Here is a 22,000-nt window from a genome sequence, read left to right on the forward strand (position 1 = left end):
CGGGGCGGTCGGCGGCGGCTCAGGCGTTCCAGGCGACCTCGACGTCGAGCACCCACGTCACGCCGAAGCGGTCCGTGAGCATGCCGTACAGCGGGGACCATCGGGCCTCCGCGAGCGGGACCTGGACCGTGGCCCCCTCGGCGAGCCGGTCCCAGTGGCCCCGCAGCTCGTCGGCGTCCGTGCCACGGACGGACACGAAGACCGGGAGGACGCCGGGCTCGTGGCGCGTGCGCGAGGGGACGTCGTAGGCCATGACGCGGAACCCGGCGTCGGAGGTGACCTGGCCCCACATGATCTGGTCCGCCTCGGCGGGGTCGATCACGGCGTGCGCGTCGGCGTAGGTCACGGTGGCGAGGTCCCCGCCGAAGACCGACCGGTAGAAGGCCAGGGCCTCTCGGGCGTCGCCGCGGAAGTTCAGGTGCGTCGTGGTGGTGATGGTCATGTCGGCTCCTCGGGTGGTTCGTGCTCGGGGCTCGTACCCCGACGAGGACCACTGTGCCGATCCATGAGGTCAGCCTCTGTCCTCATGGTTCGTAGCATGGGGGCATGAACCAGCCCGCCGCGACCGCCTCGCGGCTGCTCGCGCTGCTGTCGCTGCTCCAGGCGCGCCGCGAGTGGCCCGGACCGGTGCTCGCCGAGCGGCTGGGCGTCGGTCTCCGGACGGTGCGCAGGGACGTGGAGCGGCTGCGCGGCATGGGGTACCGGATCACCGCCGGACGCGGCTCGATCGGCGGGTACCGCCTGGACTCCGGCGCCGAGCTGCCGCCGCTGCTGCTCGACGACGACCAGGTCACAGCGATCGCCGTGGCGCTGCGTGCGGCGCCCCTCGCGGGCGCCGGTGTCGAGGAGGCGGCAGCGCGGGCGCTCGCCACGATCCGCCGCGTCATGCCCTCCCGGCTGCGTCACCGCGTGGACGCGCTGCAGTTCACGACGCTCGCCACCGATGCTCCGGTGAGCACGGTCGGGACGGACGACCTCGTCCTGCTGTCCGGTGCGATCCGCGCGCGCGAGGTCGTGCGCTTCGACTACGACGCGCCGGGCGCACGCGCCGGCGGCGACGTGCCGCGACCTCCCCGGCGAGCCGAGCCGCACCACCTCGTGGCCTCGCGCGGTCGCTGGTACCTCGTGGCCTGGGACCTGGGGGTCGCGGACTGGCGGATCTTCCGGGTCGACCGCATGGCGACCCGCCTGCACACGGGCCCGCGGTTCACGCCGCGCGAGGTCCCCGGGGGCGACGTCCAGGAGTTCGTCGCTGCGCGGTTCACCGGCCGGCACACGAACGACTGGCCGTGCCGCGGGAAGGTCGTCGTCGACCTGCCGGCCCGGGACGTGGCGCCGTTCGTCGAGGACGGCGTGGTCGAGGACCTGGGGCCCGACAAGTGCAGCGTCGAGGTGGGGTCGTGGTCGTGGACCGCGCTGGCCTCGCTCCTCGGACGTCTCGAAGCCGATGTGCACGTCCTGCACCCGGAGGAGCTCCGGCTGGCCTTCGGTGAGCTCGCCCAGCGGTTCCAGCGGGCCTCGGACCCCGGCGACCGGCCCGACTGATCCGCCGGTGGCGACCTCAGTCGTCGAACCCGCGAGCGCGCAGGGCCTCGCCCAGCGCGTCGGCCTGCCGCATCGCGCCCACGACGAGCGGCACGGCGAACGCGCGGACGTCGCGCTCGTGCCCGCGCGCCCGCTGCGCGTCGCGGACCCGCGCTGCGAGGTCGGCGATCACGGGCACGCTGCGCAGCGCGAGGGCGAGCACCAGCGCGATGCGCTCGACGTCCACGCCCACGCGCCCCAGGGGAGCGAGCCCGCGCTCGATCGCCCCGAGCAGGTCGCCGACCCGCGTGGTGCACGTGACGAGTCCCGCGAGCGCCACGAGGACCACGAGCCGCGCGCTGAGCACGGCCGCGGAGGTGAGATCCATGAGCCACCACTGGAGCGCGAAGAGCACGGGCACGAACACACGCAGGGGCCGCACCTGCCCCCACGCGGCGCGCCGGCCGACGCCGGAGAGCGCGTAGAGGCCTGCGACCGCGAGCGCGGCGAGACCCACGCCCAGCGGGGAGCGGACCAGCAGCAGGGCGAGCGAGCAGAGCATGAGGGCCGCGAGCGTGGGTCCGGCGGGGGCGCGGTGCAGCAGCGAGCGCCCGACGACGTAGGCCCCGGCCGCGTGGCCCGTCGCGCCCCGTGCTGTGCTCGGCGGGGCGGAGCGGGGCCCGTCTCGCGGGACGTCCGTGACGGCGGCCGGGCTCGACCCGCTCACGGCCGGTCGTCCAGGAGCCGGCGGTAGTACGCGATCGCGGGAGCGGGTTCGTCGTCGGCCACGACCTGACCCTCGTCGACCACGAGGACGCGGTCGTAGCCCGCCATGAGGTCGAGGTCGTGCGAGACGAGCACGACCTGCTGCGGGATCTCGGCGAGCAGCGCCGCGACGCGGCGCGTGTTGCGCAGGTCGAGCAGCGTCGTGGGCTCGTCGGCCACCACGAGGCGCGGCTCGCTGACGAGCACCGACGTGAGGGCGAGGAGCTGCTTCTGGCCGCCCGAGAGCAGGTGTGCGGGGTGGTCGGCGTGCCCGTCGAGGCCGTGACGCGCGAGCCAGTCGGCGACGAGCCGGTCGCGCGCGGGACGGTCGTGCTCGCTGCGGCGCAGCGAGTAGGCGACGTCCTCGGCCACGGTCGGCATGACGATCTGGGCGTCGGGGTCGGAGAACACGAAGCCCACGCGCCGGCGCACCTGGGCGCCCGAGCGGCGGGTGTCCAGGCCGTCGACCCGGACGCTGCCGCGCGTGGGCAGGACGAGCCCGTTGAGCAGCCGGGCCAGGGTGCTCTTGCCCGAGCCGTTGGCCCCCACGATCCCGATGCGTCGCTCGCGCAGCTCCGTGGTGACCCCGCGCAGGACGTCGCGCTCGCCCAGGCGCACGTGCACGTCCTCGAGCCCGACGACGCAGCCCACCTCGGGTGGAGCGGTCGCCCGGCCCTGTGCTCCTGCCGCAGCGGACCGCCGCACGCGCAGGCCCCTCACCGGACCACCTCGAACAGCCCTGCCACACCCAGGCCCCCGCCGACGGCCGCGGCAGCGAGCCCCAGCGAGCCCGCGGGCGCCTCCGCGCGCACGAGGCGGCTGAAGAGCCGGACGACCGAGACGGCGCCGCTCGCGCCCCACGGGTGCCCCAGGGCCAGGGCGCCGCCGTCCGCGCAGAGGCGCGCGTCGTCGTCGGGCAGGCGGAGCGCGTCGGTGAACGCCAGGACCTGCGCCGCGAAGGCCTCGACGAGCTCGACCGCCGCGAGGTCGCCCGTGGTGCGGCCCGTGCGGGCGAGCAGCTCGCGCACCGCCGGGACCGGGCCCCACCCGGGCAGGCGTGGGTCGCAGCCGCGCGTCAGGCCGCCCACGAGCCGCAGACCCGGCAGGCCCAGCCGTGCCCGCACGTGCTCGGGGACGATCGCGACGGCCGCGGCCCCGTCGCTGACCGGGCTCGCTGTGCCTGCGGTCACGGAGCCGCCGGGCGTGAAGGCGGACGGGAGGCGCGCGAGCAGCGCGGGATCGAGCCTGCGGGCGCGCTCGTCGCGGGCGAGGCCGCCGACCGGGACGACCTCCGCGTCGAAGCGGCCCTCGGCGTGCGCGGCCAGGGCGCGGGCGTGCGAGCGGACGGCGTAGGCGTCCTGGCGCTCGCGGCCGAGGCCGCGCTCGCGGGCCAGGACGTCGGCCGCGGCGCCCATGTCGGGGTCGCCGAGCGCGGCCGGGGTGAACGCGGCGCGGTCGTAGGGCACGGGCTGGGCCTTCGATCCGCGGGGCGGTCGGTGAGCGCGCAGCGGGGCGGTCGAGGCGCTCTCCACGCCTCCGGCCAGGACCAGGTCGCCGTCGCCGGCGCGGACGCTCTGGGCCGCGAGCAGGATCGCTGCCAGGCCGCTGCCGCACTGCCGGTCGATCGTGAGGCCGGGCACGCGGTCGGTCAGCGGGCCTGCGGGGTCGCGCAGGGCGGCGGCGAGGACCGCGACGCGCGCGAGGTTCCCGCCGGGGCCCGTGCAGTTCCCGAGCACGACGTCCTCGACGCCCAGCCCGTGGCCCGCCGGGAGGTCGGCGAGCACCGCGCCGAGGACGGGGGCGGCGAGGTCGGTCGCCGAGAGGTGGGCGTGCCCGTGGTTCGCCGTGCCGATCCAGGTCCGCCGCGCGGCGACGACCACGGGGGAGTCGGGGGACGCGCTCACCGCAGCGCCTCGTACGCGGGGCCGCCGGACAGCAGAGCCTCGCTGATCGCGCCGCGCGCAGCTTTGCCCGACGGCGTCCGCGGCAGCTCGCGCACGCCGTACCAGCGCCGCGGGCGCTGGGCCGCGGAGAGCGAGGCCCGGGCCACCCGTTCGAGGTGGGCGCGCAGGCCTGGGCGGTCGGCGCACTGCACCACGGCCGTCACGACCGCGCCCAGGCGGCGGTGCGGGGTGCCGACGACCACGACGTCCTCGACTCCCGGGATCGCGCGCAGCACGACCTCGACGTCCTCGGGGACCACGGTCGCGCCGCCCGTGAGGATCGCGCCGTCGCCGCGCCCGCGCAGGACCAGGGGGGTGTCCGGGTGGCTGGGGGTGGGGAGCTCCGCGAGGTCGCCCACGGTCGACCACTCGCCCTCGCGGCGGAACGGGCCGGTCGCCCGGGCGAGGTACCCCTGCGCCACCCACGGCGACCGCACCCAGACTTCTCCGAGCGTCGCGCCGGGCAGCTCGCGCACCTCGACCTCGACGCCCGGGAACGGGCGCAGACCCGTGCCGTCGGTGTCGATCGCGACGAACGACAGCTCGACGGCCCCGTAGTAGGTCACGACGCCGACCCCGGCGCGCGCCGCGCGCTCGCGCACGTCCGCGGGGAGCGAGGCGCCGCCGACCACGGCGGTCCGCAGGCGGCTCGGAGCACCTGCCTCGATCGCGTCGAGGATCGGTTCGAGCGCCGAGGGGACGAGGTGCACGACGTCGGAGGTCGCCAGGGCCGTCGTGATCGCGGCGGCCCCCGTGGCGAGCTGGACGCACGCCCCCGTCGAGAGCGCGTGCACGGCCGCGAAGCAGTAGAGCGAGGACGCGAGCGGGCCGGGCACCAGCACGGTGTCCTCGGGTCGGGTGCCCGTGAGGCGCGCGGCCGCAGGGAAGGACCTTGCCCAGGAGTCGCGGGTGCGGACGACCGCGCGCGGGCGACCCGTGCTCCCCGACGAGAACCCGGCCCACGCGAGGGCCGATGCCGAGGGCTCGGGGGGAGCGACGTCGTCGGGCAGGCTGCTCGCGGCCGGGCCGCTGAGCGGGGCGAGCGCGTCCCCGGCGCTGCCACGCGGGAGCGGGACCTCGACGAAGCCCGCCGGGGCGATCGTCCGCAGGACCTCGGCGCGCTGGGCGCGCGACCACGTGTGGTCGCAGACCAGGGGAGTCGCGCCCGCGAGGTCGATCGCGAGGAGGGCCGTGAGGAGGTCGACCGGGTCGGGCAGCGAGATCGCGACGACGTCGCCCACGACCGTCCCGGTCGCCCGCAGGAACTCCGCTCCCGCCGCGACGTCGGCGGCGAGGGCTCGGTAGGTGCGGGAGCGCTCCGGTGAACGCAGCGCGCAGCGACCCCCTGCGGAGCTGCGGGCGTGCGCGATGACGGCGTGGGCGACGGGCATGAGGGGATCGTAGGTCGATCAGGCCGCGGGGCTCGCGGCGGGCCGCTGCCCGGTGGCGCGCTCGGCGCGGCGCAGGGGCGACGCGGCGGGGTAGGCGCGGACCACGCCGACCGTGACCGAGGCCGCGATCACGGCCTTGAGGACGTCGCCCGGGAGGTACATGAGCGATCCGGTCGCGACGGTCTGGAGGGGGAAGCCCGTGACGAGCGCCTGGAGCGGGATGCCCAGGGCGTACATGACGAGCATGCCGCCCACGACGCTCGCGGCCAGGACCCGCCAGAACGTCAGGGTGCGGAACCGCTCGACGATCAGGCCGACGACCGCTGCTCCCACCACGAAACCGACCAGGTAGCCGACCGACGGGCCCACGAAGACCGCGGGGCCGCCGCGGCCGCCCGACAGGAGCGGGAGGCCCCCCGCGACCAGGGCGAGGAACGTGAGCATCGCGAGCGCGCCGCGCCATGCGCCCAGGAGGGCTCCGGCGAGCATGACGCCCAGGGTCTGGAGCGTGATCGGGACGGCGTTGCCGAACAGGGCCAGCGAGCCGGGCATGCCGAGGACCGCGGTGAGCGCGGCGAAGGTCGCGATGCGGGCGGCGTCGGCGGCGGTGAGGCGCCAGCGGGAGGAGGCAGGGTCCAGGGCCGCGGCCGGCTGGTGCGGCACGTCCGGCACGTCGGGGTGCTCGCTGCCGGGCACGTCGGTGGGGACGTCTGCGGGCAGGTCGGTGCGCACTGGGCGGGCCACGGGGTCTCCTCGGGAAGGGCGTGAGGTGCCGGGTGGCACGAGTCCACTCTTGTCGGAGACGGGATGCCGGTGCGTCGGCGCCACGAATCAGGGAGAGCAGGGTGCGTTGGCGGAAGTCGACAACCGGTTGGAGGAAACCTCCAACCGGTGTGGCCTCGCAGGGCCCTGGCTTGAGGAATCGTCTCGGCATGGTCGCCGGGCGTAGGCCTACGGGCGCTGGCGGCGACGCCCCACGACCTGCTGGTCGAACAGCGCGATCGCCGCACCGACCCGCCTGCGAAGGTAACGCTCCTCGGTCACGGTCCAACGGGGTGAGCAGTCGTCCTGCCCGACGAGCCACGGGACGCACGCCACGGTGAGCTTGCGGTGGCAGGCGTCCGCGACGCGCCCACGGTCTCCCCAGGGCGTTCCCGTGCTGCGCGCCATGTCGCCAGCCAGGTTCCATGCGTCGAGAGCCGCCTCGGCGTCGAGGGCTCGCCGGCGAGCGAGCCACTCGAGGGCAGGAGTCAGGTCCGTCCGCGTCGTCTCGTCGTGAGCCACGTCCCAGCCCTCGACGGCTGCCGCGGCGAAGCAGTCCTCGGGGCTCGCCCACGTGAGCACCCTGCCGCTCCGGGTCGCGACGACGTCGCCGCCGTCGGCGCCCTCACCCCACCACAGGGTGGTGGACCTGTCGTAGCGCACCACCTCGAGAGCGTAGCCGGATCGAGGGCCTGCTGATGCTGTGCTCACACCGGCATCTTGCCCCCTCGAGGGGGAGGATCCGCTCCTCGATGTGCCTGGACGTCCGGGCACACCCCGTCCCGGTGGGGACGGCCCCGGGGATGGGATGTGTCGTTCGCGCAGCCACCACCATTGTTGCGACTACGCGAACGACACATCCCACCCCCGGGGAGCCGGGCCCGGGGCGATGCCCTTCGTCGTCGGACCGCTCGCTCCTCGCAGCCGACGACCCGTCCTACTTCTTCTCGTGCAGCAGCCCGAACTCGCTGAGCAGCTCCCCGATCTCGGTCGCGTCGATCCTGCGTAGCAGGCGGTTACGCAGGATGCCGGGGCCGGGGATGTGCAGCTCCTCACCGTCGCGCAGGCGCGTGGTCGCGGCGAGCAGCTTGCGCACGTCGTAGGTCGAGTTGAAGACCTCGGGCACGCCGCGCTCGATCCCGAGGAGCTGGTAGGCGGCCTCCATGCCGGTGCGCACCGAGTACTCGGTCGTGAAGATCGTGTCGCGCGTGGTCTCGGCGAACTGGCCGATGAAAGCGAAGTTCACGGCCCCCTCGGGGACGACGTCGGGGCGGTCGCCCGCCCGACGGGGCAGGAAGAACGAGGTCACGTACGGCATCATGACGGGCACCGTCATGGCACCCTTCGCCGCGAGCTCGGGGATCTCCTCGACGGGGACGCCCAGGTGGTACAGCCACTCCTGGGTGATCTCCTCGCCCGTGCACTCCTGCATGGGCTTCTTGACGAAGTCCCCGGGGGTGTCGACGAACAGCGAGTAGACCCAGGCCACGATCTGGTCCTCGGGCTGCTGCTTGAAGTGGGGCTGCCGGTTGACCGTCCAGCTCATGAGCCAGGCAGAGTCGCGCACGGTCACGATCCCGCCCGTCACGACGCCGCCGCTGAACGGGTCGCGCTTGGCGATCTTCTGGATGTACTCCGGGATGCGGGCGTCGAGCGTGGTGACGGTCGCCGACTCCCACTTGCTCTCGGGGATGTTGGTGCAGAACACCTCGGGGCGCCCGAACGACGGGTCGCGCCGGGCGATGTTCTTCCACAGGTCCCAGGCCGGAGCCGGACCCTCGTCGAGCCTCGCCGCGGTGTGGTGGTCGCCGTCGTCGGAGTTCTCGGTGAGCGAGCCGATCGTGGTGAGCACCAGGTCGTCCTCGCCCAGGTCGACGCCGCCCTCCTCGCCGTCCTTGATCCAGTGGATCCGCGTCGCGAGCTTGCGCTCGGGCGTGATGTCGAAGTCGATGTCCGTGACCTCGGTCTGGAAGTGGAACGTCACGCCCTGGTCGATGAGCCAGCGGGTGAGCGGCAGCACGAGCGACTCGTACTGGTTGTACTTCGTGAACTTCAGGGCGCTGAAGTCCGGCAGTCCGCCGACGTGGTGCACGAACCGGTGCAGGTAGAGCTTCATCTCCAGGGCGCTGTGCCACTCCTCGAACGCGAACATGGTGCGCCAGTAGAGCCAGAAGTTGCTCGCGAGGAAGTCCTTGCCGAGCACCTCGTCGATACGCTTGCCCTCCATCTCCTCGCGGGTCGCGAGGAAGAGCTTGACGAGGTCCTTCTGGGCCTTGTCGTTGAGGGTGAACAGGCCGTCGGTGTGCGCGTCCTGCCCCTGCTTCTCGGTCACGCGCTGCAGGGAGAAGTTCGGGTCGTCCTTGTTGAGCCAGTAGAACTCGTCGAGGACCGACGCCCCGTCGATCTCGATCGACGGCACCGAGCGGAACAGGTCCCACAGACACTCCATGTGGTCCTCCATCTCGCGTCCGCCGCGCACGACGAAGCCCTTCCTGGGCTCTCGGATGCCGTCGAGGGCGCCGCCCGGCAGCTTGAGGCGTTCGAGGATCGTGATCCGGTTTCCGGGTACCTGCCCGTCGCGGATCATGAACGCCGCCCCGGACAGGGACGCGAGGCCGGCGCCGACGAACCAGGCCGACTTCCTCTCCGCTCCTTCGGGCTTGCGCGGTCGCGCGAACGCCTCGTAGTTGCCGCTGCTGTAGAACATGTGCCATTCCCTTCATCGACGGATCTTCTGAAGTGGGTGCAGCACGGGCCGGGGCGGGGTCTCCGCCCTCGGCCCGGACGTCAGGGGGTGGGTGCGGGGGCGATGCTGGCGAGGAATCCGCGGACGATCTGCCGCACCTGCGCGTCGAGCTCCACAGAGACGTCGCGGCTCGCGTGCGCGCCGGTCGAGGCCTGGGCGAGCAGCAGGTGGAGCACCGCGAAGACGCTGCGTGCGGCACGGGAGGCGTCCTGCCCGACGGCGTCGGGCTCCTCCACCGCTGGGCCGGGACCTGTCTCCGGCGCACCCTGGGCGGGGCTCGCGGCCACGGCCAGCCGCTCGGCGATCCGTGCCTCGAGGCCTTCGACGAGGGCCAGGCCCTCGGCCCGGTACTTCTCCTCGGGGGAACCGAACAGCAGCTCGCGCTGGTACGCCGCCGCGTTCTGCGCGTGCCTCGAGCCCTCGACGAGGATCGGTGCGACGAGCGCGACCACGGCGTCGGCTGGATCGACGATCCCGACCGACGCCTTCTCGCCGGCCGCGACAGCCTCGCGGAGGCGCTCGTTGTAGACCATGAGCAGCAGCTCGCCCTTGGACGCCGCGTACCGGAACAGGGTCCCGACCGCGACATCGGCACGTTCGGAGATCTCCTGGGTCACGACGTGCTGGAAGTCGCGCTGGTCGAACAGCGTCGAGGCCGCCTCGAAGATGCGCTTCTCCTTCTCGCGCATCGCGCGCTGGCGGCGCCCAGCCGGGGGAGTCGTGCGGAGCTCGTTCGCGGCTGCCGTGGCGATCACGACCCCACCTCCTGGTGAATGTGCTCATTTTTGAGCCTACTCCGCGAGGAGGCGCGTGCAACTGGGGAGCGAGCCTGCGTCCGGGGAGGGGATGTCGTTCGCGCAGCCACCACTATTGTTGCGATTGCGCGAACAACGCATCCCACCCCCAGGGAGAGTGGAAGGGCGCGCCGACCGTGGCAGCCGTGCCCGACGTGGCAGCCGTGCCCGACCTGATCGCACGCGCCCGAAGCGACACGCCCACGACGACCTGTGGCGCGGCCCCGGCCTCAGCCGGTGACCGCGCCACCCGTCACACCACGAGGGTCAGACCTCGCCAGGCATCGCCTTGCGGATCACGAGCCGCGTCCACCCACCGAGGTAGATGCGGTCGCCGTCGGCGACCTCGCGGCGCTGACCGGCCGGGATCGGGTCGATCGGCAGCTCGCCGCCCGCAGGGCTCAGGTACGTCCCGTTGGACGACTGGAGGTCCTCGACCCACCAGCGCTGCCCGTCGGTGTTGAGCTGGCAGTGCCGACGCGAGACGCCCGAGTCGGCGCCGCAGTCGATCTGGGGGTGGATGTTGCGCGAGGCCGACGGACGTCCCACGAGCACGCTGCGCTCGCGCAGCACCACGAGCCCCGGCAGCCCGGCCGAGGGCAACGGGTCCTCGGCCTTCTGCGCCTGGTACCAGTCGGGGTCGATCCACACCTCGACGACCCACTGGTCCTCGCCCGGCACGGGCGGGGTGGGCAGGTGCGTCCCCGTGCCCGACGGCGTCGCGCCCGTCCGTGCGGACGTCGCCTCGCCCTCGGCCGGGTCTGCCGGGTCGGCAGGAGCACCGGGAGCGACGAGCGGACCCGTCCCCGGGTCACCGGCGGCGACCGCAGCAGTCGACGGGCCACCCGCCCCGGGATCGCCCCCGGGCGGCGTCAGGGCTGCCGGGGCCGACAACGGGTCGGCGGACGGCGCGGCCGCGGGCGACCCCGCGGGAGGAGCGACCGGGTCCAGGTCGAGCGACGACGCCGGGGGAGCGAGCGGCCCGGACGCCCCGGAGGGCGCTCCTGCCGGGACCGGGGTCGCCGCCGACGGTGCCTCGGCGGGCTCGGGCAGCGAGCCCGTCGTGAAGTCGTAGCCGCAGTTCTCGCAGAACAGCGCACCGGCTGCGGCCGGGAACGAGCAGTGCGGGCACGTGATCGGTTCGCCGCTTCCGGCACCCTCACCCGCACCAGCGGCGGTCGCGCCGGGTCCCGCAGAGCCGGAGGACACGGCCCCCGACGCGCCGCTCGACGCAGCCGCCATGGGCTCGCCGCACACGTCGCAGTAGTCGGTCGACTCGGACGCATGCCCGTTGGGGCAGATCGCGCTCATCGCTTGACCCGCGTGGTCTTGGTCGAGGCGGTGTCGAGGGCCATCTCGTCGAGCTTGTCGGTGTTGCGCTTGAGGCGCACCGTGCCCTGCTCCTCGCTCTCGATCTCCACGACCTTGCGCAGGCGCGAGGTCGCCTCGTCGTTGCCCGTCTCGGCCGCGAGCTGGACCGCGCGGCCGAGCTTGACCGTGGCCGTCGCCTCGTCGCCCGCGGCCTTGGCCGCGAGGCCCTCCTGGATCGCGGACGCGAGCTCGGCCTGACCCGTGTAGTGCGCGACCTCGGGGTTGATGCGCGTGGTGAGCGCGCCGTCGTCGGACCACTTGGCCTTGACGAGACCCGACGAGACCACCTCGCCGTTCACGGCGAGCTGCACGCGCGCCGCGAGCTGCTCGGAGCCCACGGGCTTCGAGGCCACGCGCACGGCCACGTGGTAGTCGCGCGTCTCGTCGCCCCACGACCCCGTGGGGTAGGAGCCCGTGAGCGGGTTGACCACGGCGCGGCGGGTCGTGAGGTCCTCGACCGTCGGGGCGACCTGGCGGACGAACAGCACCTGGGCGCCCTGCGGGGCCCACACGCGCAGGTCCGCGGAGGCCACGCCGCGCGACATGGACTTCTGGATGAGCGACGAGAAGTCGGCCGCGATCTCGCTCGGGTCGGCGATCAGGTCGACCGTCCCGAGCAGGGCCGTCGAGATCTCGCGCAGCTCGTCGACCTGCCAGCGCGACCCGACGCCTCGCGCGTCGCACTGGAACTTCCCGGTCACGTTGCGCACGACCTGCGAGAGGTTCTCGCGCGGCTCGGACTCGTTCTTGCCGTCCGTCAGCAGGATCGCGTGGCGCTGGGCGGCCTGGGGCACGGTGTCGAAGAGCTGGGCCGCGAGCTGGAGCCACGTGCTCATCGCGGTGCCGCCCGACGGGCTCATCATCGCGATCGCCCGCTTGGCCTCCTCGCGCGCCGCAGGCTCCATCTGGACCATCGCGACGCGCGCGTTGGGGTAGGGGAACGCGCGCTGCGCGACGTGGCTGCCGCCGACGATCGCGAACCAGGTCCCGTCGAGGATCTGGTCGACCGCGACCTGCGCCGCGTACTTGGCGGACTCCATGTTGCGCCCCGACATCGAGCCGGACGTGTCGACCATGATGATCTCGGCGACGCCGCCCCCGGAGGTCGCGGCGCCTGCCTGACCTGCCCCTCGGGCGGTCACCGTCACGATGGCGTGCACATCCGTGGCGCCCTCGGACAGGAACTCGTTCTGGAAGACCTCGGCGGAGAACTCGGCCATGGGTTCTGGGCTCCTTCGTGGATCAGAGGGCGCGCGTCGCGGGCTCGTCGCCCGTGACAGCGTCTGTGTGCAGGTTATCGGAGGTGGCCGAGGCGGGGAGCGCCTCGAACCGGGCGAGGGTCGCCGTGATGTTGTCGCGGCCGCCCTGGGCGTTGGCCCAGCGCACGAGCTCGGCCGCCAGCGTCCGGGGCTCGCGCCCCGTCGTGGCCTCGGTCGAGCGCACGAGGTCCGCGAGGTCGTCGGCCGCCGAGCAGTAGTTCCACAGGCCGTCCGAGCAGACCAGCAGCCAGCCCGACGAGTCCGGGACCGTCGGGGCGCACCGCGCGGCCGGGTCGGTCGAGTCGGGCCCGAGCCAGCGCGTGATCGCGTGCGCCTGGGGAGAGTTCTCGGCCACGTGGCGCGGGGTGCCCATGGCCATCAGCTCGTGCGCCCACGAGTCGTCGACGCTGAGCTGGCGGGCCGTGCCGGCGTCGGGGATCCAGTAGGCGCGCGAGTCGCCGACCCATCCCGCGACGATCAGCGGGCCGTCCACGACGGCCGCGACGAACGTGCACGACGGCGGCTCGGCCCGCTCGGCCTTGTCACCCACCGCGACCAGCACGGCGTCGTTCGCGGTCGTCGAGGCCGCGACCATGAGGGCCTGCCAGGCCTGGATGCGCTCGGTGACGTCCCCCGTGACGGGGGTGGCGCCGTCGGGCCCGCCGGACGCGAGCACGTCCCGGGCGGCACGCGCGGCCGCGAGGCTCGCGACGTCCGAGTCGGGCGCGGCCGAGACTCCGTCGCACACCACGAGCGCTGCGAAGCGTCCGGCCGTGGCCGGGTCGCCCGACGCGGCGAGCGCCATGGCGTCCTCGTTGCGCGCGTGGCGGATGCCGCGGTCGCACACGCCCGCGACCCACGGTGCGGGCCGCTCGGCCCAGTGGTCGCGCTCGACCTGGGCCTTCTCGCCGCACTGCTCGCAGTAGCCGTCGTCCGCGACCGTCCCGCCGCAGCTCGTGCAGGGGCGGTGCGTGGCGATGGGCGGCGGAGGCACCGGGTCGGACGCGGGGTCGCCCGGGGGGTCGGTCGGCTTGAGGTCGGCGGGGGGCTCGGGCAGCGCCGGCACCGGAGGGCGCGCCAGCACGGGCGGTCCGCCCGCAGCGACCGTCGCGGGCCCGACGTCGGAGCCGCAGTTCTCGCAGAACCTCGCCCCGGGAGCGGGGAGCTCACCGCACGTGGAGCACGGTGCGAGCACGCCGGTCGGCGTGTCCTCCGCGCTCACGTCGTGGTCCAGCGGCGCACGGCGTTGGCCTGGTCGACCAGGTCGATGCGCGCGATCTTGTCCTCGGTCAGGGTCGCCATCTCGCGGTAGGCCCCCTCGAGAGCGTCGCGCAGCGGCGGCTCCTTGGGCTCGACCCCGCCGATGCGCACGGTGCCGACCTGCTTGGTGGGCGCGGCCGTGACCTCCTCGAGCGCCGAGCGGAGCACGTCGATCGAGAGCGAGACCCGCTCGCGCGGGGGGATCGCGACCGACTCGACGCTCGCGAGCGCCTCGGCCAGGGCCGGGAGCCCGCGGCCCGAGCCCGCGAGCAGGCGTGCGCGGCGCATGCGGGCGTCGGTGTAGGAGCTGCGGGTCGGGGTGACGAGATCCAGGGCGTGCAGCGCCCCGTCGAGGTCGCCGCGGGCCTGGCGGATGCGGGCGAGCCCGAACGCCGCGGGGGCCGTGTAGTTGGCGTCCGAGCGGGCGCAGATCACGTAGAGCGACTCGGCGATGTCCGGCTCGCCGCTGACCTCGCACGAGACGGCGAGCGCGAGCTTGGGCGCGAGCTCGCCGGGCACCTGGCCGTAGACCGCGTTGAACGAGGCGCGGGCCGCTGCGGCCTCGCCGCGCGCGAGCTCTGCCAGCCCGCCGATCCACGCCGCGCGCCACTCCCACGGGTCGTCGGTGAGGATCGAGGCGATGGTCTTGTCGACCTCGGCGAAGCGGCGGTGCTCGATCGCCGCACGGGCGTAGGCGAGGCGGACCTCGACCGTGCCCTCGGGGGCGGCGGCGAGCGCGGCCATGCGGGCAGCCGGGTCGGCGATGTTGACGCCCGCGAGCCAGCTGGCCATGGGGTCGGACTCGTCGACCTTGAGCGCGGGCAGCGCGTCCCAGGTCAGGGGCGCGTCGGCGTCGTCGGACACGGGGGCCTCGAAGAGCATCGACGCGGCCGAGTGGAGCGCCCCGCTGCCCGGTCCGCGGTCGGTCGCGACGACCTCGCGCAGGACCCCGATGAGCTGGGCGCGCATCTCGTCGATCGTGGCGAAGCGGTCGGACGGATCGAGCGCGCAAGCCTTGGCGAGCAGCCGGTAGAACGAGTCGTACTTCTGGAAGACGGGTGTCTCGGCGACGGGCGGCAGGGAGGCGACGTACGTCGTCTGGTTGCCGCGGAAGTCGAGCACGAGCGTCGCGAGCGTGCGCCCGATCGTGTAGATGTCGGACGCGACCGAGGTCCCGACCTCGGCGACCTCGGGGGCCTGGTAGCCCACGGTCCCGAAGATCGCCGACGTCATGTCGTCGAGGCGTCGCACGCCGCCCAGGTCGATGAGCTTGACCCCGTCGCCCTGCTGGATCATGTTGTCGGGCTTGAAGTCGCAGAAGATCAGGCCCAGGTCGTGCAGGTAGGCGAACGCGGGCAGGATCTCGAGCACGAACGCGAGCGCCTGGTCCACGGGCAGCGGGTCCACCACGCCGTTGTTCTCGTCGCGGCGGTCCTTGAGGATCTCCTTGAGCGACTTGCCGCCCACGTACTCCATGACGGTGTAGCCCGCGCCGTCGTGCATGACGAAGTTGTAGATCTCGACGATGAGCGGGTGCTCGACCTCCGCCAGGAACTGGCGCTCGGAGATCGCGGCCGCGAACGCGTCGGGGTCCCCCGAGTTGAGCAGGCCCTTGAGCACGACCCAGCGGCCCGAGACGTTCTGGTCGCGCGCGAGGTAGATCCAGCCCAGTCCGCCGTGCGCGAGGCAGCCCACGACCTCGTACTGCCCGCCGACGACGTCGCCGGGCGAGAGCTGCGGGTCGAAGGAGAACGCGGTGCGGCACTGGGGGCAGAAGCCCGAGGTGCGGCCCGGTACGCCGTCGCGCGAGCGGCCCACCTTGGCGCCGCACGTGGGGCAGAAGCGCTTGGACTCGGCGAGCTCGGGCACGGCCATGATGGCCTGGAGCGGGTCGCGGACCGGGGCGCTCGGGACGGTCGTCAGTCCCGCGCCGAGCCGGTGGCCGCGCAGGCGGGTCGAGGACGTGCCCACCCGGCGCGTGGACTTGGTCCCCGTCACGGCCGAACGGGCCGAGCCGAGCGCAGCGCTCGCGAGCTGGGTCGAGCTGGTCCGGCCCGTGCGCGTGGACACGGCCTCGCCCTCGGGGCCGGGGCCGGCCGCATAGTTGGGAGCGGCCTGGGCGATGCCCGTGCCGAGCATGGCGGACGGCGACGCTGCCGCGCCGGGCGTCGTCGTGCCCGTGGTGCCGCCCGTGGAGGGCGCGGGCGACGCGGACGATCCGCCCGGGGAGCCGCAGACGTTGCAGTAGCCGTCCTCGATGAAGCCGTCGCAGCCCGGCTGGGCGCACGGCTCCTGCGTGGTCGATGTGGTCATCAGGACGATCCTTCCTGGCCCGGGACGGGCGACGATCCAGGGGCGGGAGACGAGAGGTGAGCAGGCAGGTCGCGGGTCAGGAACTGGTACTGCTCGACGAGGAAGCGCAGGAGGACGACGTCGCACGGCACGGCCTCGCCGGCCGCGCGGGCCTCGGCGAGTCCCGAGCGGACCGTCGGGGACACGCTGCGCCCGTTCGTGTCGGCCCGCACCCGGTAGGCGTCGAGCCGGTAGCGGAGCTCGGCGCGCTCGCGCAGCGGCGCGGAGTAGGAGGCCTCGACCGTGTCGAAGGCACGCGCGACGGTCGCGAGGCGCGTGAGGAACCCGTCGAGCCCGGCCCGGTCCGCGGGGACCTCGCCGAGCCGAGAGACGTCGGGCACCGCGAGGCGCGGGGGAGCGGCGATCTCGCGCCGGCACCGGGCCGCGAGCTCGCGCAGCGAGGGCTCGCGCGCCTCGAGGGCCGCGTAGCGCTCGACGGCCTGCCTGCGGTCGCGGGCGAGCTCGCGGCGCTCGGAGGCGCCCACGATGAGGTCGCGCTCGGTGCGCGCGACCTCGGCCTCGAGCTCGGTGAGGGGGCCCGTGACGTCGGCGCCGTTCGACGCCTTGTCGCGCAGCCTCGTCCACCGCTCGCGCAGCTTCTCGACGCGCCCGCGAGCCGTGGTGTCGGAGCCCGCGAGCTCGTCGCAGCGTGCCAGCTCGGCACGCAGGCCACGGAAGCGCGCGACCTCGTCGGCCGCGTTCGGGTCGAACGAGAGCCGCGTGCGCAGGGCGGACACGATCGCGTCGCACAGCCGCGTGGCCTCGACGAGCGAGACGAGCGACGAGCCGTCGGGCGAGCTGAGCCGGCCCCAGACGAGCTGGGAGATCTTCTCGCGACCCACCGCGTCGGCGCGCCCCGAGTCCCACACGACACCCATCTCGTCGGCGCGCGTGCGGGCTGCCTGCCAGAGCGTCATGGCCAGCAGCATGTCGGCCGTGTATGTCTCGGGCGACGCGGCGGCCTGGGCGGCAGCGTCCAGGCGGTCGAGCTCGGTCCGCCGGGCACGCAGCCACTCCTCGAGGCGCGAGAGGTAGTCGTACAGCTCCGCCGCGGGGATCGCCTCGCCGAGACGTCCGGGCGCGCTCGGAGCCTGCTGGGTCCGGGGGGCGACGGGCGGACCGGCAGCAGGGGAGGCGGACGAGGCAGGGGTCACGGCGTGCGGCCGTAGACGGCGACGGGCGGCGCGGGGGCCGGGCCGAGCACGCCGAGCCACTCGTCGTACAGCGCCGTCCACGTGCCGTCGGTGCGCATCTGCTCCAGGACGCCGTTGACGAACTTGACCATGTCGACGTTCTGGGCCGGGATGCCCAGGCCGTAGGGCTCGTCGGAGATCGCCTGGCCCACGACCTTGGCGTACGGGTCCTGGGCCGCGAAGCCCGCGAGGATCGTGTCGTCGCCCGTGATCGCGTCGACCTTGCCCTGCTGGAACAGCGCGAGGCAGCCCGTGTGCGTGGTCGCGGGGACCGCGGTGATGTCGGGGTACTCCTGGAGGCGCTCGAGCGTCGTGGTGCCGTCCGGTGCGCACACCCGCTGGCCCGCGAGGTCTGCGATGCCCTGCGCCTCGGAGTCGCGCGTCACGAGGACCTTCTGGCCCGCGTGGTAGTACTCCGAGGAGAACGCGATGGTCTCCCAGCGCTCGCAGTTGATCGTGAAGGCGCGGGCGACCACGTCGACCTCGCCGTTCTCGAGGACCTCGAGGCGCTGGCCCGAGGTGATGACACGGAACTGCAGCCGGTCCGGGTCGCCGAAGATCGCGTTCGACACCTGGTGCAGCACGTCGATGTCGAAGCCCTCGATCTGGCCGCTGAGCGGGTTGCGGGCTCCGAGCTGGAGGGTGTCGGCCGAGACGCCCACGACCAGCGAGCCGCGGTCGCGGATCGCGGCCATGGTGCTGCCCGCGGGCAGGGCGCCCGGTCCGGGCAGGGGGCCGTCGGGGGCGTAGGACGCGACGGGGTTCTCGCACGTCGCCGCGGCGGCGACCGAGGAACCGGCCGCGCCGGCGGCCGCGCTGCCCGAGGTCCCCACGACCGAGGTGACCGGTGCTCCCGCCGCCGGTCCGGCGTCGGGCGTGGCGCAGCCGGCCAGGACCAGGGCACCCGAGAGCCCCAGCGCCACCAGGGCGCCCAGGCGCCCGCTCTTGCGGAAGGTCGAGGTGATCACCGGTACTCCTCCAGTCGGACGTTCAGGCCGCGCCAGGCGAGGACCGCCGCAGCGAGGCCCGCGGCCAGCAGGAGCCAGCCCGCGAGGGCCGAGCGGTTGCCGGCCGAGGCGAGGTCGGCCTGCGTGGCCTTGATGTTCTCGGCGATGTCGGACGTGACCGTCTGCGAGAACGCGGCGAACGCGGCGTTCGGGCCGCCCTCGTCGGCGCTCGTGGCGAGCGCGACCGCTCCGTCCCAGTCTCCCGCGTCGTCGAGCGCGCGGATCGCCTGGTGCTGGACGACCCAGTCGTCGAGGTACCCCGCGGAGGTCCCGTCGAGGTTCCCGTCGGCTGCTGCTTGGTCGAGGCGCTGCGCGGCGTCCGCGGTCAGCTCGACGAACGACTCCTCGTAGGTCTGGCCCGACCCGCGCTTGATGAGCGTGAAGCTCTCCATGGCCTTGGCGTCGTTGGCCTCGGAGTACGCGGTCGACGCCGCGAGCGTCGCGGCGTAGGGGCCGTCGCGGACCGCGGCGGCGGCGCTGTTGGTCTGGCTCAGCAGGACGGCCCCGCCCACACCCACGACCAGGAGCACGATGCTCGCGACCAGGAGCCCCACGTTGAGGACGCGGTGCGTGCGCTTGGCGAGCCACACCTGCGTGACGATCAGCAGCGCGAGGCACAGCAGGCCCGCCGCGAGGATCCACATCGCGTTGCGCACCATCGACAGGTCGGACGCGACGCGCTCGGCGTTGTCGTCGACGAGCGTCGTGAGCGTCGGCAGGATCTCGTCGCGCAGCAGGGTCGAGGCCTGGTCCAGGTAGGCCGAGCCCACCGGGAAGCCCTGCCGGTTGTTCGCACGCGCCTGCTCGATCAGGCCCGTGTAGACCGTGACCTGCGAGGCGACCACGCCCAGCTCGGTCGCGTCGGCGCTGTTGGAGCCCGCGAGCTCGGCGAGCCGGATCGAGGCGTTGGCGATCGCGTCGTCGTAGCGCTCACGCTGGTCCGCGGGCTCGAGGCCGCCGACCAGGAACGCGTTCGTCGCCGAGGCGTCCGCGACGACCAGGTTGTTGCGCACGTCCTGGATGCCCACGAGCTGGCTCGTGTCCGAGCGCGCGTCCTCGAGCGCGATCCCCTGGACGCGCGCGGCCTGGAAGCCGAGCGCGCCGAAGACGATCGAGGCGAGCACGCACACCGCGAGGGCGATCCGCAGCTTGCCCGGGGTGCGGCGCAGCGCGCTGCGGACCCCGGCCCGGCGTTCCGCACGCTCCTGGGCCTGCGTCAGGGAGGCTGTCCCGGTCTGCCCGCCCGGCTGGCCGGGGTGGGCGGGCTGGACGGCCCGACCGGGCGCGGGGGCGGACCCGGGCGGCGGCGTCAGGGTCTGGCTCATGCAGGCTCCTCCTGAGGGGAGACGGTCGCGTCGGTGGGCTGGTCGTCGTCGGGCTGGTCGTCGTCGAGGGGGTCGGCGAGGTCGAGGGCGTCGTCCGCCGCGGTGGGCTCGTCGAGCACGTCCGCGGGCGGCGCGTCCTCGGTGGGGTGCGCCTGCAGGATGCTCTCGGGGGCCTCGCCCGCGGGGAGCAGGTCCTCGGGCAGGAGCCGGCGCAGCTCGTCGAGCGTGGGCTCGGGCGTGTCCTTGAGGCGCCACGCGTGCCGGGCGATGGCCGCGTCCAGGACGTTGCGCGCGTGGCGGCCGTTGCCGAACCCCTCGGTGCGCGGGACGAGCGAGACCATCTCCTCGAACCGGTCGAGGGTCGTGGGCAGCGGCTCGAAGTCGGCCGAGGTGGCCATGCGCTCGAAGATCCCGCGCAGCTCGGCGTCCGAGTAGTCGTCGAACGTGATGGTCGTCGAGAAGCGCGACTCGAGGCCGGGGTTGGTCGCGATGAACCCGGCCATGGGGCCGGGGTACCCGGCGACGATCACCACGAGGTCGTCGCGGTGGTCCTCCATGTCCTTGACGAGCGTGTTGATGGCCTCGGCGCCGTACTGGTCCTCCGCGAGGCCGTAGGCCTCGTCGATGAACAGCACGCCGCCGATCGCGGTCGCCACGACCTCCGAGGTCTTGACGGCCGTCTGGCCCAGGTAGCCCGCGACGAGCTCGGAACGGTCGACCTCGACCAGGTGCCCCTTGCTCAGCAGCCCGAGCGCGCGGTAGATCCCGGCGACCAGGCGCGCGACGGTCGTCTTGCCCGTCCCGGGGTTGCCGAGGAACACGAGGTGGCGCGTGAGCGTGGGCCGGGTCAGTCCGGCGGCCGTGCGGAGCTGCTCGATGCGCAGGAGCTCGGTCTGCTGTCGGATCTCGTGCTTGACCCGGTCGAGCCCGATCAGCGCGTCGAGCTCGGCCAGGAGCTCCTCGAGCGACCGGGGCGGCTCGGCCTCGGTCTCCTCCTCGGCGGGGGCGTCGCCCGTGGTCGCGTTCTGCGCGCCGCCTGAGGCCGGGTTGACCGGGGTGCCCGACGGCGCCGCGTGCGTCGCGGGGTCCGGGGCGCCCGGGGTGCGCGCACCCAGGGCGTCGAGGATCGCGTCGACCGTCGGGAGGACGTCCTGCGCCGGGGGGCGCAGCCCGCCCGCGCCGACGAGAGAACCCAGGTCGAACGGGTTCGAGCCGCTCGGGAGGGTCGGGTCGAACGTGGGCGTGGGGAAGCGGGCGGGCGCGCCGTGCGGCCTGGGGAGCGGGCCGGCCGCCGACGGCACCGCAGGATGCGGCCCTGCGGGCGGCGGCGCGGCGGTGTGCGGCTGGGCCGCGGCCCGCTGCACGGCCGTCGTGGACGCGGCGTTGGCGGACGCCGCGAGCCCGGGGGAGCCCAGGGCGCCGGCCGCGTCGATCACGGTCGCGAGAGCCTCCGCGTAGGCGGCCGCGTGCTCCGAGCCGGCCAGCACGAGCGTCGTGAGCTGGTCGGTCGGGGCCGAGCGCCACCGGCGACCGCGCTGGGCGGCCTCGAAGAACGCGGTGAAGTCGTCGGGGGCGCGGCCCACGGCCTCGAGCCACGCGGGGGCCGCGCCCGTGGACGACTCGGCCACCGCGGCGGCGAGACGCTCGCCCTCGCGCGTGACGTCGTCGGGCACGAGGCCCCCCTGGCGGCCCACCTCGGTCAGTGCCGCGATGCTGCGGGCGAGCGCCCCCTGGCGCGCGGCGCTCATGGTCGTTCCAGCCCGCCCGGGGTGCCCGGCGCCTGCGGCTGGGCGGATCCGAGCCCGGCCTCGGGGGCCAGGGCGATCGAGGACGTCTGGAACTTCTCCGCGAGGAACTGCCCGTGCGCCACGAGCGCCACGGCGTCGGCGCGCGAGACCGCGTCCGAGATCTTGTCGAGCGTCACGCCCAGCAGGTCGAGCTGGTCGCACAGGATCATGAGCGAGGTCTTGCCGCGGTTGATGACGCGCGTGTCCGCGAAGTCGCGCGGCAGGCGCAGGTAGCCGCCCACGGCCTCCGGGAGGTAGCTCGTCGCGGTCGCCACGACCGTGTGCGCCTGGGCCGTGCCGCCGCCCAGGCGGTCGAGGCGCGGCGCCATGTCGTCGACGGTCTTCGCGATGCGGTTCACGCGTGCGGTCACCGCGGGCGGGACCCTGCCCTCGATCTGCGCCTGGACGGCGTCGACCGAGGCGAGGATGTCCGCGCTCGTGGGCGCCGGAGGCAGCGCAGGGATCTCCGACGGGCGGTTGCGCCCGCCGCCGAACAGGTTCTGGAACCAGCCCATGGTGTC

At 74.3% G+C, this 22,000-nt stretch carries 19 protein-coding genes; 1 reads left to right on the forward strand and 18 read right to left on the reverse strand.

The genetic code is table 11. The annotated features are described in order from the left end of the window. Positions 1-19: 19 nt before the first annotated feature. Positions 20-442 carry a VOC family protein gene (locus ACIPWA_RS03375; RefSeq protein WP_400288106.1) on the reverse strand — a complete coding sequence of 141 codons (423 nt, stop codon included), beginning with the start codon at positions 440-442 and terminating at the stop codon, positions 20-22. A gap of 104 nt (positions 443-546) precedes the next feature. Between ACIPWA_RS03375 and ACIPWA_RS03380 the strand changes: the two genes are divergently transcribed. Next, on the forward strand, positions 547-1,545 hold the full coding sequence (locus ACIPWA_RS03380; RefSeq protein WP_400288108.1) for a helix-turn-helix transcriptional regulator: 999 nt from the start codon (positions 547-549) through the stop codon (positions 1,543-1,545). Between the two features lie 16 nt (positions 1,546-1,561). Here the strand turns inward: ACIPWA_RS03380 and ACIPWA_RS03385 are convergent, their stop codons facing one another. The 17 genes from ACIPWA_RS03385 to ACIPWA_RS03465 all read right to left on the reverse strand — a co-directional run bounded on the left by ACIPWA_RS03385 (position 1,562) and on the right by ACIPWA_RS03465 (position 21,994). Then, complete coding sequence (locus ACIPWA_RS03385) at positions 1,562-2,251, reverse strand: energy-coupling factor transporter transmembrane component T family protein (protein WP_400288110.1); 690 nt, start codon at positions 2,249-2,251, stop codon at positions 1,562-1,564. Next, positions 2,248-2,940 carry an energy-coupling factor ABC transporter ATP-binding protein gene (locus ACIPWA_RS03390; RefSeq protein ID WP_400288472.1) on the reverse strand — a complete coding sequence of 231 codons (693 nt, stop codon included), beginning with the start codon at positions 2,938-2,940 and terminating at the stop codon, positions 2,248-2,250. Before ACIPWA_RS03390 ends, ACIPWA_RS03385 begins: the two co-directional genes overlap by 4 nt. 65 nt (positions 2,941-3,005) lie before the next feature. Further along, the gene (locus tag ACIPWA_RS03395) at positions 3,006-4,193 is read right to left on the reverse strand and encodes a thiolase family protein (RefSeq protein ID WP_400288112.1); all 1,188 of its coding nucleotides are present in this window, start codon (positions 4,191-4,193) and stop codon (positions 3,006-3,008) included. Then, a complete protein-coding gene (locus tag ACIPWA_RS03400; RefSeq protein WP_400288114.1) occupies positions 4,190-5,623 on the reverse strand; it encodes an AMP-binding protein in 1,434 nt (477 codons plus the stop codon). The genes ACIPWA_RS03395 and ACIPWA_RS03400 overlap by 4 nt, the downstream gene beginning before the upstream one ends. An 18-nt stretch (positions 5,624-5,641) precedes the next feature. Then, positions 5,642-6,367, reverse strand: coding sequence for a biotin transporter BioY (locus ACIPWA_RS03405; RefSeq protein WP_400288115.1), 726 nt, complete (start codon positions 6,365-6,367; stop codon positions 5,642-5,644). Between the two features lie 207 nt (positions 6,368-6,574). Next, positions 6,575-7,096, reverse strand: coding sequence for a hypothetical protein (locus ACIPWA_RS03410; protein WP_400288117.1), 522 nt, complete (start codon positions 7,094-7,096; stop codon positions 6,575-6,577). A 226-nt stretch (positions 7,097-7,322) separates the two neighbouring features. Next, on the reverse strand, positions 7,323-9,092 hold the full coding sequence (locus tag ACIPWA_RS03415) for an oleate hydratase (protein ID WP_400288119.1): 1,770 nt from the start codon (positions 9,090-9,092) through the stop codon (positions 7,323-7,325). Positions 9,093-9,172: 80 nt separating this feature from the next. Further along, the gene (locus ACIPWA_RS03420; protein WP_400288120.1) at positions 9,173-9,886 is read right to left on the reverse strand and encodes a TetR/AcrR family transcriptional regulator; all 714 of its coding nucleotides are present in this window, start codon (positions 9,884-9,886) and stop codon (positions 9,173-9,175) included. 306 nt (positions 9,887-10,192) lie between these two features. Next, a complete protein-coding gene (locus ACIPWA_RS03425) occupies positions 10,193-11,236 on the reverse strand; it encodes an FHA domain-containing protein (RefSeq protein ID WP_400288122.1) in 1,044 nt (347 codons plus the stop codon). Further along, a complete protein-coding gene (locus ACIPWA_RS03430; protein WP_056648528.1) occupies positions 11,233-12,516 on the reverse strand; it encodes a VWA domain-containing protein in 1,284 nt (427 codons plus the stop codon). The genes ACIPWA_RS03425 and ACIPWA_RS03430 overlap by 4 nt, the downstream gene beginning before the upstream one ends. 22 nt (positions 12,517-12,538) lie before the next feature. Next, on the reverse strand, positions 12,539-13,777 hold the full coding sequence (locus tag ACIPWA_RS03435) for a protein phosphatase 2C domain-containing protein (RefSeq protein WP_400288124.1): 1,239 nt from the start codon (positions 13,775-13,777) through the stop codon (positions 12,539-12,541). Then, positions 13,774-16,128 (reverse strand): serine/threonine-protein kinase, encoded by a 2,355-nt coding sequence (locus tag ACIPWA_RS03440; RefSeq protein ID WP_354511249.1) that lies wholly within the window; start codon positions 16,126-16,128, stop codon positions 13,774-13,776. Before ACIPWA_RS03440 ends, ACIPWA_RS03435 begins: the two co-directional genes overlap by 4 nt. Next, positions 16,128-17,321 (reverse strand): hypothetical protein, encoded by a 1,194-nt coding sequence (locus ACIPWA_RS03445; protein ID WP_248948756.1) that lies wholly within the window; start codon positions 17,319-17,321, stop codon positions 16,128-16,130. The genes ACIPWA_RS03440 and ACIPWA_RS03445 overlap by 1 nt, the downstream gene beginning before the upstream one ends. Next, positions 17,318-18,328 (reverse strand): glutamate ABC transporter substrate-binding protein, encoded by a 1,011-nt coding sequence (locus tag ACIPWA_RS03450; protein WP_139107945.1) that lies wholly within the window; start codon positions 18,326-18,328, stop codon positions 17,318-17,320. Before ACIPWA_RS03450 ends, ACIPWA_RS03445 begins: the two co-directional genes overlap by 4 nt. Further along, a complete protein-coding gene (locus tag ACIPWA_RS03455) occupies positions 18,325-19,692 on the reverse strand; it encodes a hypothetical protein (RefSeq protein ID WP_400288127.1) in 1,368 nt (455 codons plus the stop codon). Before ACIPWA_RS03455 ends, ACIPWA_RS03450 begins: the two co-directional genes overlap by 4 nt. After that, entirely contained in the window at positions 19,689-21,440 is a 1,752-nt protein-coding gene (locus ACIPWA_RS03460; protein ID WP_400288129.1) for an AAA family ATPase, read from the reverse strand. The genes ACIPWA_RS03455 and ACIPWA_RS03460 overlap by 4 nt, the downstream gene beginning before the upstream one ends. Beyond that, complete coding sequence (locus ACIPWA_RS03465) at positions 21,437-21,994, reverse strand: hypothetical protein (protein ID WP_400288131.1); 558 nt, start codon at positions 21,992-21,994, stop codon at positions 21,437-21,439. The genes ACIPWA_RS03460 and ACIPWA_RS03465 overlap by 4 nt, the downstream gene beginning before the upstream one ends. Positions 21,995-22,000: the final 6 nt, after the last annotated feature.

The sequence above is a fragment of the Oerskovia enterophila genome, from assembly GCF_044748475.1.
In the GTDB taxonomy this organism is placed as follows: domain Bacteria; phylum Actinomycetota; class Actinomycetes; order Actinomycetales; family Cellulomonadaceae; genus Oerskovia; species Oerskovia enterophila.

Bases quoted from the DNA above. Each gene is read 5' to 3' on its own strand.
- ACIPWA_RS03425 (WP_400288122.1), bottom strand. From the start codon at position 11,236: ATGAGCGCGATCTGCCCCAACGGGCATGCGTCCGAGTCGACCGACTAC.
- ACIPWA_RS03380 (WP_400288108.1), top strand. From the start codon at position 547: ATGAACCAGCCCGCCGCGACCGCCTCGCGGCTGCTCGCGCTGCTGTCG.
- ACIPWA_RS03415 (WP_400288119.1), bottom strand. From the start codon at position 9,092: ATGTTCTACAGCAGCGGCAACTACGAGGCGTTCGCGCGACCGCGCAAG.
- ACIPWA_RS03465 (WP_400288131.1), bottom strand. From the start codon at position 21,994: ATGGGCTGGTTCCAGAACCTGTTCGGCGGCGGGCGCAACCGCCCGTCG.
- ACIPWA_RS03455 (WP_400288127.1), bottom strand. From the start codon at position 19,692: ATGAGCCAGACCCTGACGCCGCCGCCCGGGTCCGCCCCCGCGCCCGGT.
- ACIPWA_RS03375 (WP_400288106.1), bottom strand. From the start codon at position 442: ATGACCATCACCACCACGACGCACCTGAACTTCCGCGGCGACGCCCGA.
- ACIPWA_RS03440 (WP_354511249.1), bottom strand. From the start codon at position 16,128: ATGACCACATCGACCACGCAGGAGCCGTGCGCCCAGCCGGGCTGCGAC.
- ACIPWA_RS03400 (WP_400288114.1), bottom strand. From the start codon at position 5,623: ATGCCCGTCGCCCACGCCGTCATCGCGCACGCCCGCAGCTCCGCAGGG.
- ACIPWA_RS03430 (WP_056648528.1), bottom strand. From the start codon at position 12,516: ATGGCCGAGTTCTCCGCCGAGGTCTTCCAGAACGAGTTCCTGTCCGAG.
- ACIPWA_RS03460 (WP_400288129.1), bottom strand. From the start codon at position 21,440: ATGAGCGCCGCGCGCCAGGGGGCGCTCGCCCGCAGCATCGCGGCACTG.